The sequence below is a fragment of the Lysinibacillus sp. genome (assembly GCF_032093475.1).
GTDB lineage: Bacteria > Bacillota > Bacilli > Bacillales_A > Planococcaceae > Lysinibacillus > Lysinibacillus irui.
Window position 1 is genome coordinate 14,194 of sequence record NZ_DAMDAY010000036.1, and the last position, 13,772, is coordinate 27,965.

A 13,772-nucleotide genomic window follows, 5' to 3' on the forward strand; every position below is an offset into this window, starting at 1 on the left:
AACCGTTTTCTTGCCGATATCTCGTAGCATTTCACCAGCAATCGCAGATAATCGTGCCTCCGTATAACGCATGGCAGCTGGTGGATCTCCATCGACCGAACCATTGTTCCCATGCATCTCAATAAGCATATGACGTGCTTTCCAGTCCTGACTCATACGCACCATCGCTTCATAGACAGAGCTATCTCCGTGTGGATGGTAATTACCGATTACATTACCGACTGTTTTCGCAGATTTTCGGAACGGCTTATCATGGGTATTTCCTTCTGTAAACATCGCATATAAAATACGGCGCTGTACTGGTTTAAGACCGTCACGTGCATCAGGCAACGCGCGGTCTTGAATAATATATTTACTATAGCGACCAAAGCGGTCACCCATTACTTCTTCTAAAGGTAAATCTTGAAACTTTTCCGTACTACTCATGCTTGGTCCTCCTCTTGTTGGATGAATTCATTCTCTAAAATATTGGCATCATCCTCCATACCGAAGTCTACATTGGCTTCGATCCATTTACGACGGGGTTCTACCTTATCACCCATTAACGTCGTGACACGTCTCTCTGCACGTGCACCATCCTCGATTGTGACACGAATTAATGTCCGTGTCTCAGGGTTCATCGTTGTATCCCAAAGCTGGTCTGCATTCATCTCTCCAAGACCTTTATAACGCTGTAATATGTAACCCTTTCCAACTTTTTTGATGGCCTTTTGTAGATCGCTTTCTGTCCAAGCATATTCAATGACTTCTTTTTTTCCAGTACCCTTAGAAACTTTATAAAGTGGTGGTAGCGCGATATATACTTTTCCTGCTTCAATAAGTGGGCGCATATATCGATAGAAGAACGTTAATAGCAATACTTGAATATGAGCTCCGTCCGTATCAGCATCGGTCATGATTACTACTTTATTATAAGCGGAATCTTCTACAGCAAAGTCTGTACCAACACCTGCGCCAATCGCATGGATAATCGTTGAGATTTCTTCATTTTTCATAATATCCTGTAGCTTGGCTTTTTCCGTGTTAATGACTTTCCCGCGCAGTGGCAGAATCGCTTGGAATGTACGGTCGCGCCCTTGTTTCGCAGAGCCCCCAGCAGAATCACCTTCGACTAAGTATAATTCATTTTTTGCGGCATTCCGAGACTGTGCAGGCGTTAGTTTACCAGACAGAATGGTACTACCTTTTTTGTTTTTCTTGCCGTTTCGTGCATCTTCACGCGCTTTACGAGCAGCTTCACGTACTTGCTGCGCACGAATGGCTTTACGCACAAGAGAAGCTGATAACTCCGCATTTTCCTCTAGTACATACAAAATTTGCTCAGACACTACACTATCTACTGCAGAACGAGCCTCACTTGTCCCAAGCTTGCCCTTTGTTTGTCCTTCAAATTGCAATAAATGCTCTGGAATACGAACAGAGACGATGGCCGCTAAGCCTTCACGAATATCAGTCCCCTCAAGGTTTTTATCCTTATCCTTTAACAAGCCAATTTTTCGTGCATATTCATTAAATACACGCGTTAATGCTGCTTTCGCACCTGTTTCATGTGTTCCACCGTCACGTGTACGAACATTATTAACAAAGGATAAAATCGTTTCCGAATAACCATCATTATATTGGAAGGCGAACTCTACCTCGATTTCATCCTGGATACCTTCTACATACTTCACCGGATGAAGGACGTCTTTTTCCTCATTCAAATACGCAACGAAAGCTTCAATGCCATTCTCATAAAAGAACACATCACTTTTGCCTTCCTCGCGCTCATCAATTAATTCAATTTTTAACCCTTTTAGTAAAAAGGCTGACTCACGTAAACGCTCTGCTAACGTATCATAATTGAATTTTGTGACAGAGAAAATACTGTCATCCGGTAGGAAATGAACAAGAGTACCTGTTTGCTTTGTTTGTCCTATTTCTTCTAGCGTTGTAACAGGATGTCCACCGTTCTCAAAACGCTGACGATATTTTTTACCGTCACGATGAATGGTAACCTCTAAAAACGTTGAGAGTGCATTGACTACAGAAGAACCTACACCATGTAAGCCACCACTTGTTTTATAGCCCCCTTGTCCAAATTTACCGCCTGCATGCAGCACAGTAAAAATAATTTCAGGGGTTGGTTTGCCCATTTTATGCATACCTGTTGGCATACCACGGCCAAAGTCTCGCACGCTGATACTCTGATCCTGATGAATCTTGACAATAATATGAGATCCAAAGCCAGCCAGTGCTTCATCTACCGCATTATCTACGATTTCATACACAAGGTGATGAAGTCCACGGCCATCCGTCGAACCGATATACATGCCGGGTCGTTTGCGTACCGCTTCTAATCCTTCTAATACTTGTATAGCGTCATCATTATAGACGCTAGGTGACTGTTTATTCGTCAAAAAAATTCCCCTCCAAAAAACAAACACATGTTCTATTTATGTTCTCATCCTAATAATAATAGCATTTCCTGTCAATAGCTAGCGACAGGTCCAATAAAATTTTAAAAATTGCTCACAGTTTTGATTCTTTTTATAGTAAACATCTTCAACAGTTGCTTAAATTTGGAATTTAAGCAAGACAGACTGCTACTACTATCCATTATCGTTTGACGCATAGTAGCCTATTTAGTTTCACTTCCATTTGTTTGGCTTCCCATCTCGAGCGATGAAAGTGCTACGATGTATCTCGCGATTAACTGGATAAAGTTAGACTTCTATTCTACCAAAGGAATGAACGATTGACAAAATTGCCTTTATGCCTATATTTTTAAAAAGGCTTTTTTCCACAACTGATCCTCTCATGTCTAAAAGACTACCCTATGGTAATTGAATTCAAGACCCATAATGAAATCTCCTTCATAACATTGTAGATTAGCAAGAAAAAGTGTAAAATACTTGTTACAAACTATTAGTACCAAGTATTGACTATGAATGAAAGGAGTCCAGCTATGATCAATGGACTTATTATTTTATGTGCTTATCTAATTGGCTCTATACCTTCTGGATTATGGATAGGCAAAATTTTTTATAACACAGATATTCGTGAACACGGGAGCGGTAATCTAGGTGCAACCAATACCTTCCGCACGTTAGGAAAAAAAGCGGGTATCGTGGTGACCGTGATGGATGTTTTAAAAGGAACTGCCGCAGTGTTACTCGTGACACTTCCTATTTTCTCTGACAGTATGCTCCATCCTTTACTACTCGGCCTAGTTGCCGTAATCGGCCATATGTTTCCGATTTTCGCCAACTTCCGTGGTGGGAAGGCAGTGGCAACCTCTGCGGGTGTTTTATTAGGCTATTCATGGCCACTGTTTGTCCTATTATTTATTGCCTTTATTGTGACATTAAAAATTACTAAAATCGTTAGTTTAACATCTATGATAGCCGCTTTAGTAGCACTTATTTATGCAATCGTTTATTATTTTGTTACAGGTGACTTTGCATTAGGCATTTTGGTAGCCTTTTTATTCACTTTTATTATTTATCGTCACCGTGCCAATATTTCACGGATTAAAAACGGCACCGAGCCAAAGGTAAAATGGCTGTAGGAAGAGAGGAGCATTCGAAATGAACATTGCATTAACAGATGAAGCCCTACAATGGTTCAAGCAGGAAATGGAAGTAGAATCAGGTGATACCATTCGCTTTTATGCACGCTATGGTGGTTCTAGTCCTTTTCACGAAGGCTTTTCACTTGGCATGACTCGTGAAGAACCGATCGCTATAGGTGTTCAAACAGAAATTGATGGTGTAACCTATTACATTGAAGAGAAAGACCTCTGGTTCTTTAACGATCACAATCTACATGTTGACGTTGATGCAAGTAAAGATGAATTACAATATGATTATCGTACATAAAGCAGTGTTTCCTTTCAGCATATGAAAGGAAACATTGTTTTTTATTTCGCTTCATGGTCCAAGGTTGTTACGTTGAAGTAATCTTTAGCGGTACCCGAAGCTGAGAAGACATCCAGTAGAAATCCATGGCAGATTTTCATGCCTTCTTCGTTTATCTGGTAAAAAATTTGTCCACTCTAATGGTAATGAACGTCCATTTGAGGAGGAAAACACATGTCCACGTCTAACAATATTGATACCTCCCCATCCCATACTATGAACGATTTGTTATACACGTCCCTTGCTAAAAATTTAAAAATCATTCAGAACTCACTCGGTCATAGCAATGACATCATTATACGAAAAATTACTATTGGTGAAACTGAACCTCATCACCTAGCCATTATATCGATTGATGGTTTATCAGATAAAACAACCATTTCCGATTCTGTTATTGATAAACTGATGGCTAACATTGAGGAAGAACAAGATATTGAAATTACAACCATTAATGAATATGTCCGAAATTCCTATTTAACAGTTGGTGATGTAAAAAATATTGAGCACTTTAAAACGCTCTACCAAGCTATTCTCAATGGTGAAACGGTTATATTATTAGATGGCTTTGCTGAAGGGATAGTGACCAGCACAAGAAGTGCGAAAGATCGAGCAGTAACAGAACCATCGACGGAATCGGTTATACGAGGACCTAGGGAATCCTTTACGGAAACACTTCGTACCAATACAGCCCTAATCCGTCGTAAAATAAAAAGTCCAAACCTCTGGATTAAATCACGTATTATCGGTGATGTCACACAAACAGATGTAGCAGTCATGTATATTAATGGCATCGCGAACGACAAAATTGTCGCAGAGGTATTAGCTCGTTTAGACCGCATCAATATTGATGGCATATTGGAAAGTGGTTATATTGAGGATTTCATTCAGGATTCTAAAAATACCATGTTTCCAACTATCTACAACTCCGAACGTCCCGATGTCATTGCTGGTGAATTATTAGATGGGAAAGTAGCGATTTTAGTAGATGGAACACCCTTTGTCTTAGTGGTGCCAGCGTTATTTACATCTTTTTTACAGTCAGCAGAAGATTATTATCAGCATTGGATGATAAGCTCCCTGATCCGCATATTGCGCTTTTTTGGTATTAGTCTAGCATTAGTAGCACCATCACTGTATGTAGCCATTACAACCTTTCACCAAGAAATGCTGCCAACACCAATGTTAATCAGTATTGCATCGCAAAGGGAGGGCGTCCCCTTCCCAGCTGTAGTAGAGGCACTCATAATGGAGATTGCCTTTGAGGTTTTGAGGGAAGCTGGACTTCGTATGCCAAGAACAATCGGTCCTGCTGTGTCGATTGTAGGTACCTTAGTTATTGGTCAAGCAGCGGTTGAAGCAGGCATTGTTTCTGCTGTAATGGTCATCATTGTCGCCTTAACAGCCATTTGTAGTTTCCTCTTCCCTGCTTATGGCCTATCGAATACTATTCGTGTGCTACGGTTTCCATTAATGATTTGTGCTGCGATGTTTGGTTTATTTGGTGTAATGTTTGGCATTATGTTGATTATTCTACATTTATGTAGTATTCGATCATTTGGTGTACCTTATTTAAGCCCTTTTGCACCGTTAGTCCTGAAGGATCAAAAAGATGCCTTTCTATTATTCCCACGTAGAAAGTTACTAACACGACCTCGTTTAGTTAACCAGAAAAACATTGTCAGAGGCCATCAATATAAAGATGTAAAAAAGAGGTAATCACTACTGAATAAATGAGGAAATTAAATATGGCGAAAATAAAAGTGATCGGCTTACTTTGCATCCTCACTTTATTATTAAGTGGTTGCTGGAGTAAGCGTGAATTAAATGAATTAGCCATTGTCGTTGCACTTGGAATAGATAAAATAGACGATGCATATGAGGTCACTGTGCAGATTGTCGATCCTAGTGAAGTGTCGATGAAACAAGCCTCCACACAACGCTCCCCTGTTATTAGCTATCATGCGAGGGGTGAGACTATCTTTGAGGCTATTCGCAAAATGACAACACTTGCAGCACGGAAACCCTATTTTGCTCATCTGCAAGTAGTCGTCTTAGGAGAAGAGCTCGCAAAAGAAGGAATCAGTGAATCACTTGATTTAATTTCGAGGGATCATGAATTTCGAAAAGATTTCGATGTCATTATGTCTTATGAGGCTGCAGCAAAGGATGTGTTAAATGTACTAACACCCATCGAAAAGGTGCCTGCTAATAAAATGTTAAATTCACTTGAGGTTTCTGAAAAGGCTTGGGGCTCCACAATCGCTATTAATATAGATGAATTAGTTAACACATTAAGTAGTAAGGATAAAGGAGCATTAATTTCTGCGATTGAAATTCACGGCGATAAAAAATTAGGCGTCGATCAAGCCAATGTTCAGCGCGTCAAAACACCCGTTTTATTACAATACGCAGGTCTAGCTGTCTTTAAAAAGGATAAATTCATCGGATTACTGACAGAGGAAGAAAGTAAAAGTGTTAGTTTTCTCAGTGACAAAATTAAAAGTACCATTGAAATCATCGCTTGTCCGAAGAAAGGTACTTTATCTACAGAAATCACACATTCCAAAACAAAAGTAAAAGGCTCCTTTCAACATGGAGAGCCAGCAATCGATGTTCAAATTGAAGTGGAGCAGAACGTGGGAGAAGTAGAATGTGATATCGACCTTTCAAAACCTAAATCTATTGATTATGTGAATCAAAAAACAGCTCAAGGTATCAAAGGGCGAATCGAAGAAGCATTAGAGAAAATACAACAAAAATATGAAGTTGATGTTCTAGGATTTGGTGATACACTCCATCGGGCAGATGCAAAACAGTGGAAACAAATCAAAAATGATTGGCCAACTATCTTTCCAGAATTGCCGATTCATGTTCATGTGAAGGTGAAAACGCAAGGCTTAGGTACAATGCAAAACTCATTACTAAACAAACCAAAGGAGGAGTAACGAAGTGGTTCTAGCCGTTGCGATCTTGATCATCTCGGTCATCGTAGGCATTATTTTTATTCCAAAACTAAAAAAACAACAGGATACAAAGGGCATTGTTGTGTTCTCCATTTTGTTACTTATTGGTACGGCTTTAAATATGGCAATTGCCCTTAAAATCCATATTCCGAGCCCATTAGATTTAATAACATTTATATTTACACCGATTAGAGATTATATTTTGTCATTAAGCAAATAGAGAGAATGACTAAAAAAGGAAGGGATTCGATGGAAAAGGAAATCATTAGCTCAAGACAGTTTACAATTATTACCCTCCTTTATTCAATCGGTACAGCTATTTTAATTATTCCCGCTAGCATCACAAGTGCCGCTAAGCAAGATTCGTGGATTGCTGCCAGCATTGGGGTCATCCTCAGTTTACTGGTTATTAAATTATTTATGACGCTAGCCAACCAAACACCTTCTCTTAATTTTATTGAGGCAAACGAAAAAATACTCGGACCCTTTTTGGGGAAATTCACAGCCATTTGTTTCCTGATTCTAACCTTTCTTTCCGCTGGAGAATTACTCTATTTTATCGGGATATTCATGAAAACAGAAGTGATGCCGGAAACACCGACCATGGCGATTGCCTTGCTGTTTATTATTATCATTATGTATGCTGCCTATTTAGGCATTGAAACTTTTGCGCGGTCTGCAGAAATCCTCTTTCCGTTATTTGTCTTTATTTTTATTTTTTTTTGTTGTCTGTATTACCCCTCAGATTACGTTTGAAAATATTCAACCTGTACTCGAGGCAACAAAATCATCAATGTTTTATAGTATTATTCGTTTTATGAGTATTTTTTCCTTTCCATTAATTGTGTTATTAATGCTTTACCCTGCTGCGGTTAATGTACAGCAATCCGCGCAGAAAGGGTTTTATATTGGGACCATCTTAGGTGGATTTGTTTTAGTGACATTGATTGTGCTATCAATTCTTGTACTAGGTCCTGAAAATACGGCTTCTAGAACCTTTCCAAGCTATGCCTTAGCACAAAGAATATCGATAGGGAATTTTTTGCAGCGGATTGAGATTATAATGGCCTTTATGTGGATCTCATCCATTTATATTCGAACTTTTATGTATTTCTATACGACCGTTGTCGGCCTTGCCCAGATTTTAAAAATCAAGGATCATCGGCCTCTCATTATACCGATGGGGCTAATTGTTATTGGGCTTTCTCAAATAGTTCACCCAAACATTGTCCATTCGAACAAATATAATAATGAAATTTGGCCAATCTTTTCTTTTTTCATCACCATTCTATTACCGATCCTTTTACTAATTGTGGCGATTATTCGCAATCGCAAAGCGAAAGCTGAAACGAGCGAAATGCCCAAAGCAGAAACAAGCAATGACAATCAAAAAGTCTAATTTCTTTTAAATTAGCAAGAAATTAGACTTTTTATTTGAATCAAATATGATACTCAATTTCGTCAACAAAATCCCATTCATATGGTGTTTCTTGGTATACATAATAGTTCAACCAGTTCGAGAATAATAAATGGGTGTGGGCACGCCATGTATTAATAGGCTCTTTAGTTGGATCATCGTTTGGAAAGTAGTTTACGGGAACGGCGATATCAAGGCCCTTAGCCACATCACGACTGTATTCATCGGCTAGTGTTGTGGCATCATATTCCAGGTGACCTGTAATCATAATGTTTTTATTATCTTTTGATTGTACGATAAATACCCCTGCATCCTCCGAATAAGATAATAAGCGTAAATCTGGATGATTGCGTACATCGTCAATTGACACAGACGTATGGCGAGAATGAGGAGCGGTAAATAAATCACTAAAGCCCCGCACTAAATCTACCGTTAAATCGGTAATGACATGGGAATAGACACCAGAACATTTAGCTGAAAGCTCTACCTTTCCAATTCCATAGTGGTGATACAAAGCAGCCTGTGCTCCCCAACAAATATGTAATACGGATGTCACATTCTCTTTGGACCAATCCATAATTTCTGAAATTTCTTGCCAATAGTTGACCTCTTCAAAAGCCAATTTTTCTACTGGCGCCCCTGTAATAATCATGCCATCATAGCGTCGATGACGAATTTGGTTGAATGTCGTATAAAATAGCTGTAAATGAGATTTACTAACATTTTTTGATTCATGTGTGGCAGTGTTTAAAAACGTAATATTGACCTGTAACGGTGTATTCCCTAATAACCGTAATAATTGGAGTTCTGTTTTTTCTTTTTCCGGCATTAAATTTAAAATTAATATATTTAACGGACGAATTTGCTGTGTTTTCGCACGATCCTCTTCCATCACGAAGATTTTTTCCTCACGTAAATGTTCTCCAGCTGGTAAATTTTTCGGAATATTAATTGGCATCTTGCGTTCCCCTCTCTGTTTTCGCTCTCTTTTTCTAAAAATTAAAAAATCCCCCTCATTCCATACGAGATAGAATGAGAAGGATTTTTTTCACGTCCACTCTTATCTCTCAAAGGAATATCCTTTGTTGGAATTAGCACCTTTCTAACACATGTTAGAGGTTGCTGAAGCGTCATAGGGCCATATCCCTCAGCTTCTCTTGATAAGATTATTTAATTACCTTGAATTGTAACATGAACTAGTTAGAATATCAATAATTCATAGAATATTTTGTGATTCGCTATGCATGTTCTTTGTCCATTTGAAGTACACTAAGCTTGCTGTTAGTGGCTTTTCGATATTTAAAATTTATGGTAAACATGCCGTATTTATGTTACCATATAGCTTTAGTAAGAGAGAGGAACGTGAATAGTTTGATTAAAATTGAATTTCCAAAACCAGATGTAGTTATCCGTCAACGTGAACAAGAAGTAAAACCAGGTGATGTGCCAATCACACCTTATTTTGGCTTTATTGATTTCCATAAAATCACACGTGATAAAGGCGGCATTTTCTTATTCTATAATGACAAGAATGAGCTATTATTCGTTGGGAAAGCTCGTAAAATCCGTCAACGTATTAAAAAGCACTTTGAGGATAATGTATCACCGATGAAAAACCACCGTGATGAAGTGTTCAAAATTGAAGTCTATGAAGTAGAAGATCCAATGGAACGTGAAATTTACGAAACATATGCCATTAATACGTTCCGCTCCAAATACAATGTTGATAAAGTCTTTTATTAAGACAAATTACAAAAAGCCGAAATCTCATCAAAGTGAGATTTCGGTTTCTTTTTTCACAGGATGGTCATACGATCGATGGGTGTGTTTTGCTTGTTGATGAAGACCTCAATAAGGTTCTGTTCAGGGCTTTTCGATATTTTAAAAACATATGGTTGGGCCTCTTTTCGTTGCTCGCTGCCTTCATTAAGATGAATGATAAGTCTATTTTCCTCTACTTCCATACTTGCTAGTACATTCCCCTTTGAATAATAGACGAGATAATACGTCGCGTCATTTCATACAATAATTGAATATTGTCCTGAGAAACGATGTTTTTCTGAATATGTTCTGGTACGATAGGTAGTTCACGAATGCTGAGTGTAGTGGTAGGTGGCGTAGCATTACACGCTGCTAACATTAGTAGACACCCTAAACCTAGCAACACTAATTTATTCAGAATGCTCCCCTTTTCTCATCTTTATTCTAAGAAAAAACCTTTTCGCTCTTTCGCAATCCAATCCTCAAGCTCCTGATCATCGCGTTTTACTAGTCTATTGATAAGGACATCATGCCAAATATAATCCTCTAACAAATAGATATGGACAGGGTCATTAGTGATGAAGGCCGTTTCTTGCGCGGAAGGCGAGTGACCATAAATCATTTCCTGACCATCTACCGATAAAATAAACCAATGTGGAGTAGACGTTTTTTTCGTATAGTGTGTGGCCCTATGGCGGTCAATAGTCGCTAAATGTTCCTCTACATACAGTGTAATGCCATGCACAGGAATACGCTGTGACACTTCTTGAAGGTCTTGTCGTAGCGCATCGTACATATCTTCCCACATCGACAGAATCACTTTTTTCTTTGCTTTTCTTAAAAGTGACTGACAGTAATTGAGGATGGACTCCTTGCCCTTTAGCATCACGACTTTATGCTCCACTTCCTGAACATTTTCCTCTAGCTTTTCTAATTTCATACTTATCGACGAAAAATTTGATTGCCAGCGCTGCTCCATTTGCTGTAAAAATACGGACACGGGCATGGCTGAATAGGTCGTTTGTTCTGCGGTCTCTTCTTTCAACACGATCCCTTTTTCTACAAGGATATTTAAAATATCATACACTCTTGCACGCGGTATGCCAGAATTTTTGCTGACCTGATAGGCACTAACATGACTTTGTTGAACGAGTGCCGTATAGGCTTTTGCTTCATATTCTGTAAAACCCATATCTTTCAACTGGGTGATTAATTCCTCCATGTAATCCCTCCATTATCTTTATTATAGGCTACTGTTGTGAAGATTTGCCAATAAAAAAGTTAGGGTTTACAGCAGTAAATAAATTAGTTACTATTTCAGTAGTAACTAATTTAGAAGAGGTGTAATCATGGTTTTTGATGTCGATGTACATATTATCATTCTATTAATATCATTTGGATTTCTGGCAGCTTTTGTCGACTCGGTAGTTGGAGGAGGCGGATTAATTTCATTGCCGGCTCTACTGTTTGTTGGTCTTAACCCAGCGGCTGCTGTTGCCACTAATAAACTAGCAGGGGCAATGGGCTCACTAACATCCTCTATTTCCTTCTACCGTTCTGGTCAGCTGGAAATTCGCTCTGTCCTTAAATATTTTCCTCTAGCATTTATCGGATCATTATGTGGTGCATGGACTGTCCATCTCATCAACCCAGCATTACTAAAGCCACTAATGTTAGTCATGCTGGCAGCAGTGGGAATTTATACAATCTTTAAAAAGGATTGGGGTGCTGTCTCTACTGTAAAAAATTTATCTAAAACTCATTTATTTTTATTTATGCTGCTGTTATTTGCTATTGGTTTTTATGATGGCTTTCTTGGTCCTGGAACAGGCTCCTTTTTAATCTTTAGCTTCCTGCTGATAGGCTTTGATTTTTTAAAGGCAGCAGGCAATGCGAAATTTTTAAATTTAGCGAGTAATGTAGCTGGTGTGTGTATGTTTGCTTACTTAGGGCAAATTCATTATGTATATGGTTTAGTCATGGGGATCGCTCAAATTGGTGGAGCAATGCTCGGCTCAAAAATGGCGATTCAAAAAGGAAGCGGCTTTGTTCGTACGCTTTTTATCGTGGTGACGATGACATTATTAGCGAAAAACGCCTATGATTTTATGATGCATTAAATTAAAACACGCCACAGAATTGTAATCTGTGGCGTGTTTACTTTAAATCATTAATTGTTCATTTTTAAATTTATGACTAGTGGCAAGACTCACCATAACAAAAATAATGAAGGATGCCACAATTGGCAGCGTGACTGTATGCATACCAAAGATGGAAGGATAGAAGCGATCAATGACAATGTACAGGGACATGCCTGTAATCATCGAAGCAATTGCACCATATTTGTTCGCCTTCTTCCAATACAATCCTAGGACCACGGTCCAAATAAAGACTGCCTCCAGCCCACCAAAGGCAAATAAATTCAACCATACTAATAAGTCTGGTGGATTTAGGGCAAAGATAATGACCGCTAATCCAATGACCGTTGTGACAATAAAGCTTGCACGCTTAATTTCTGCATCACTTGCTTTTGGCTTCATGTAATTTAAATAGATGTCTTTCACAACTGTGGAGCTAACAAGCATGAGCAGTGCATTAACAGTAGACATCGTAGCGGCCATCGGTGCAGCTAATACAATCCCTGCTAAAAATGGCGGTAATACCTTCAACGTTAGAAGTGGCATCACTTTATCCCCAATATCAATACCAGGTAGGACAGGTCGGGCTAATACACCAATTAAATGCATACCAAACATGATTGTCCCAATCGCAATCGTACCTATAATGATGGCTAAATGCATACTTTTTGAATCTTTATAGCTCATCGCACGAACTGCTATTTGTGGGAGTCCTACGACACCCACACCGATTAAAATCCAAAATGTCGAGACATAAAGTGGTGTTAAATCTCCCTGTGCGCCAAAGGGTGATACAAAATCCGGATTTTCAGCGACTAGTGAGGTCATAATATTATCGATACCACCACCTGCAATAATTGTGCCAATTAATAAAATAACTGTACCAATAACCATAATCGTGCCCTGGACTGTATCCGTTAAAGCTACTGCTCGGAAACCTCCAATAATAACATACACTAACACCGAAATAGCAAAAATAAACAGTGCCGTTGTGTAGCTTAAGCCTGTCAAAGATTCAATTAAACGTGCGCCCCCGACCCATTGTGCCATCATCGCAGAAAATAAAAAGACAATAATACTGATGGCGGATAAAATCACTATGACATGGCTTTTGTAGCGCTCTCGTAAAAAGTCAATTAATGTGATGGCCTGGTAACGACGAGCTATGATAGCGAATTTTTTACCTAAAATCATGAGGACAAAATAACCCGCCGGAAGCTGTGCCATCGCGAGTAATACCCAGCCAAGGCCTTTTGTATAGGCTACACCTGGCCCACCGATAAAACTACTTGCACTACCATATGTAGCAATCATCGTCATCGCTAGAATGAAGCCACCCATTTCACGACCACCAAGGAAATACTCCTGAAGGAACGAATTAGAGGAACGGATATGCTTATTAGCCCAAATACCAATCCCAAAAATAATAATTAGAAATAATAGCAAAGGAAATACAACTTGCCAATGCATTAATGATCCCCCTCCTCATCATCAAATGGTACCTCTTTGAAAAAGAGTTTCATGACAATCCAGATGAGCAGGATCATAAAGCCTGTCCCTGCGATACAGCTATAGAAAAACCAGGCAGGAAAAC

Annotated in this window: 14 protein-coding genes, 1 pseudogene and 1 riboswitch; of the genes and pseudogenes, 8 read left to right on the forward strand and 7 right to left on the reverse strand. The window is 38.9% G+C overall.

Annotation, left to right across the window (positions count from 1 at the left end):
- Window positions 1–426 (reverse strand): DNA gyrase subunit A (locus tag RT445_RS09920; protein WP_313470483.1); only part of this gene is annotated, 426 nt, incomplete at its 3' end.
- The gene (gene parE / locus RT445_RS09925) at window positions 423–2,399 is read right to left on the reverse strand and encodes a DNA topoisomerase IV subunit B (protein WP_274793194.1); all 1,977 of its coding nucleotides are present in this window, start codon (window positions 2,397–2,399) and stop codon (window positions 423–425) included. The genes parE and RT445_RS09920, both read right to left, overlap by 4 nt.
- 548 nt (window positions 2,400–2,947) lie before the next feature.
- On the opposite strand from parE, the gene plsY reads away from it, so the two are divergent.
- The 6 genes and pseudogenes from plsY to RT445_RS09955 all read left to right on the forward strand — a co-directional run bounded on the left by plsY (window position 2,948) and on the right by RT445_RS09955 (window position 8,261).
- Window positions 2,948–3,550 carry a glycerol-3-phosphate 1-O-acyltransferase PlsY gene (gene plsY / locus RT445_RS09930; protein ID WP_274793195.1) on the forward strand — a complete coding sequence of 201 codons (603 nt, stop codon included), beginning with the start codon at window positions 2,948–2,950 and terminating at the stop codon, window positions 3,548–3,550.
- A gap of 19 nt (window positions 3,551–3,569) precedes the next feature.
- Entirely contained in the window at window positions 3,570–3,860 is a 291-nt protein-coding gene (locus tag RT445_RS09935) for a HesB/YadR/YfhF family protein (protein ID WP_274793196.1), read from the forward strand.
- Between the two features lie 213 nt (window positions 3,861–4,073).
- Entirely contained in the window at window positions 4,074–5,615 is a 1,542-nt protein-coding gene (locus RT445_RS09940; RefSeq protein ID WP_274793197.1) for a spore germination protein, read from the forward strand.
- Window positions 5,616–5,644: 29 nt separating this feature from the next.
- On the forward strand, window positions 5,645–6,844 hold the full coding sequence (locus RT445_RS09945) for a Ger(x)C family spore germination protein (RefSeq protein ID WP_312506692.1): 1,200 nt from the start codon (window positions 5,645–5,647) through the stop codon (window positions 6,842–6,844).
- Window positions 6,845–6,848: 4 nt separating this feature from the next.
- The gene (locus tag RT445_RS09950; protein ID WP_274793199.1) at window positions 6,849–7,082 is read left to right on the forward strand and encodes a hypothetical protein; all 234 of its coding nucleotides are present in this window, start codon (window positions 6,849–6,851) and stop codon (window positions 7,080–7,082) included.
- 29 nt (window positions 7,083–7,111) lie between these two features.
- Window positions 7,112–8,261, forward strand: a pseudogene (locus RT445_RS09955) (GerAB/ArcD/ProY family transporter).
- A gap of 40 nt (window positions 8,262–8,301) precedes the next feature.
- Here RT445_RS09955 and metA read toward each other — a convergent pair.
- On the reverse strand, window positions 8,302–9,237 hold the full coding sequence (metA, locus tag RT445_RS09960) for a homoserine O-acetyltransferase MetA (protein WP_274793201.1): 936 nt from the start codon (window positions 9,235–9,237) through the stop codon (window positions 8,302–8,304).
- A gap of 99 nt (window positions 9,238–9,336) precedes the next feature.
- Window positions 9,337–9,446: riboswitch (SAM riboswitch) on the reverse strand.
- A gap of 204 nt (window positions 9,447–9,650) precedes the next feature.
- On the opposite strand from metA, the gene RT445_RS09965 reads away from it, so the two are divergent.
- Entirely contained in the window at window positions 9,651–10,022 is a 372-nt protein-coding gene (locus tag RT445_RS09965; protein ID WP_274797331.1) for a nucleotide excision repair endonuclease, read from the forward strand.
- A gap of 226 nt (window positions 10,023–10,248) precedes the next feature.
- On the opposite strand, the gene RT445_RS09970 is transcribed toward RT445_RS09965, so the two are convergent.
- Both RT445_RS09970 and RT445_RS09975 read right to left on the reverse strand, forming a co-directional pair.
- Window positions 10,249–10,419, reverse strand: a complete 171-nt coding sequence (locus RT445_RS09970) for a hypothetical protein (RefSeq protein ID WP_274793202.1) — start codon at window positions 10,417–10,419, stop codon at window positions 10,249–10,251.
- Between the two features lie 60 nt (window positions 10,420–10,479).
- Window positions 10,480–11,262, reverse strand: a complete 783-nt coding sequence (locus tag RT445_RS09975) for a TrmB family transcriptional regulator (RefSeq protein WP_274793203.1) — start codon at window positions 11,260–11,262, stop codon at window positions 10,480–10,482.
- 127 nt (window positions 11,263–11,389) lie between these two features.
- Here RT445_RS09975 and RT445_RS09980 point away from each other — a divergent pair, with 127 nt between their 5' ends.
- A complete protein-coding gene (locus tag RT445_RS09980) occupies window positions 11,390–12,160 on the forward strand; it encodes a TSUP family transporter (RefSeq protein WP_274793204.1) in 771 nt (256 codons plus the stop codon).
- Between the two features lie 42 nt (window positions 12,161–12,202).
- Here RT445_RS09980 and panF read toward each other — a convergent pair whose 3' ends face one another.
- A complete protein-coding gene (panF, locus tag RT445_RS09985; RefSeq protein WP_274793205.1) occupies window positions 12,203–13,648 on the reverse strand; it encodes a sodium/pantothenate symporter in 1,446 nt (481 codons plus the stop codon).
- A partial coding sequence (locus RT445_RS09990) for a DUF997 family protein (RefSeq protein ID WP_313470485.1) occupies window positions 13,648–13,772 on the reverse strand: 125 nt, incomplete at its 5' end. The genes RT445_RS09990 and panF, both read right to left, overlap by 1 nt.

Bases quoted from the DNA above. Each gene is read 5' to 3' on its own strand.
- plsY (WP_274793195.1), top strand. From the start codon at position 2,948: ATGATCAATGGACTTATTATTTTATGTGCTTATCTAATTGGCTCTATA.
- RT445_RS09935 (WP_274793196.1), top strand. From the start codon at position 3,570: ATGAACATTGCATTAACAGATGAAGCCCTACAATGGTTCAAGCAGGAA.
- RT445_RS09940 (WP_274793197.1), top strand. From the start codon at position 4,074: ATGTCCACGTCTAACAATATTGATACCTCCCCATCCCATACTATGAAC.
- RT445_RS09945 (WP_312506692.1), top strand. From the start codon at position 5,645: ATGGCGAAAATAAAAGTGATCGGCTTACTTTGCATCCTCACTTTATTA.
- metA (WP_274793201.1), bottom strand. From the start codon at position 9,237: ATGCCAATTAATATTCCGAAAAATTTACCAGCTGGAGAACATTTACGT.
- RT445_RS09970 (WP_274793202.1), bottom strand. From the start codon at position 10,419: ATGTTAGCAGCGTGTAATGCTACGCCACCTACCACTACACTCAGCATT.
- RT445_RS09975 (WP_274793203.1), bottom strand. From the start codon at position 11,262: ATGGAGGAATTAATCACCCAGTTGAAAGATATGGGTTTTACAGAATAT.
- RT445_RS09980 (WP_274793204.1), top strand. From the start codon at position 11,390: ATGGTTTTTGATGTCGATGTACATATTATCATTCTATTAATATCATTT.
- panF (WP_274793205.1), bottom strand. From the start codon at position 13,648: ATGCATTGGCAAGTTGTATTTCCTTTGCTATTATTTCTAATTATTATT.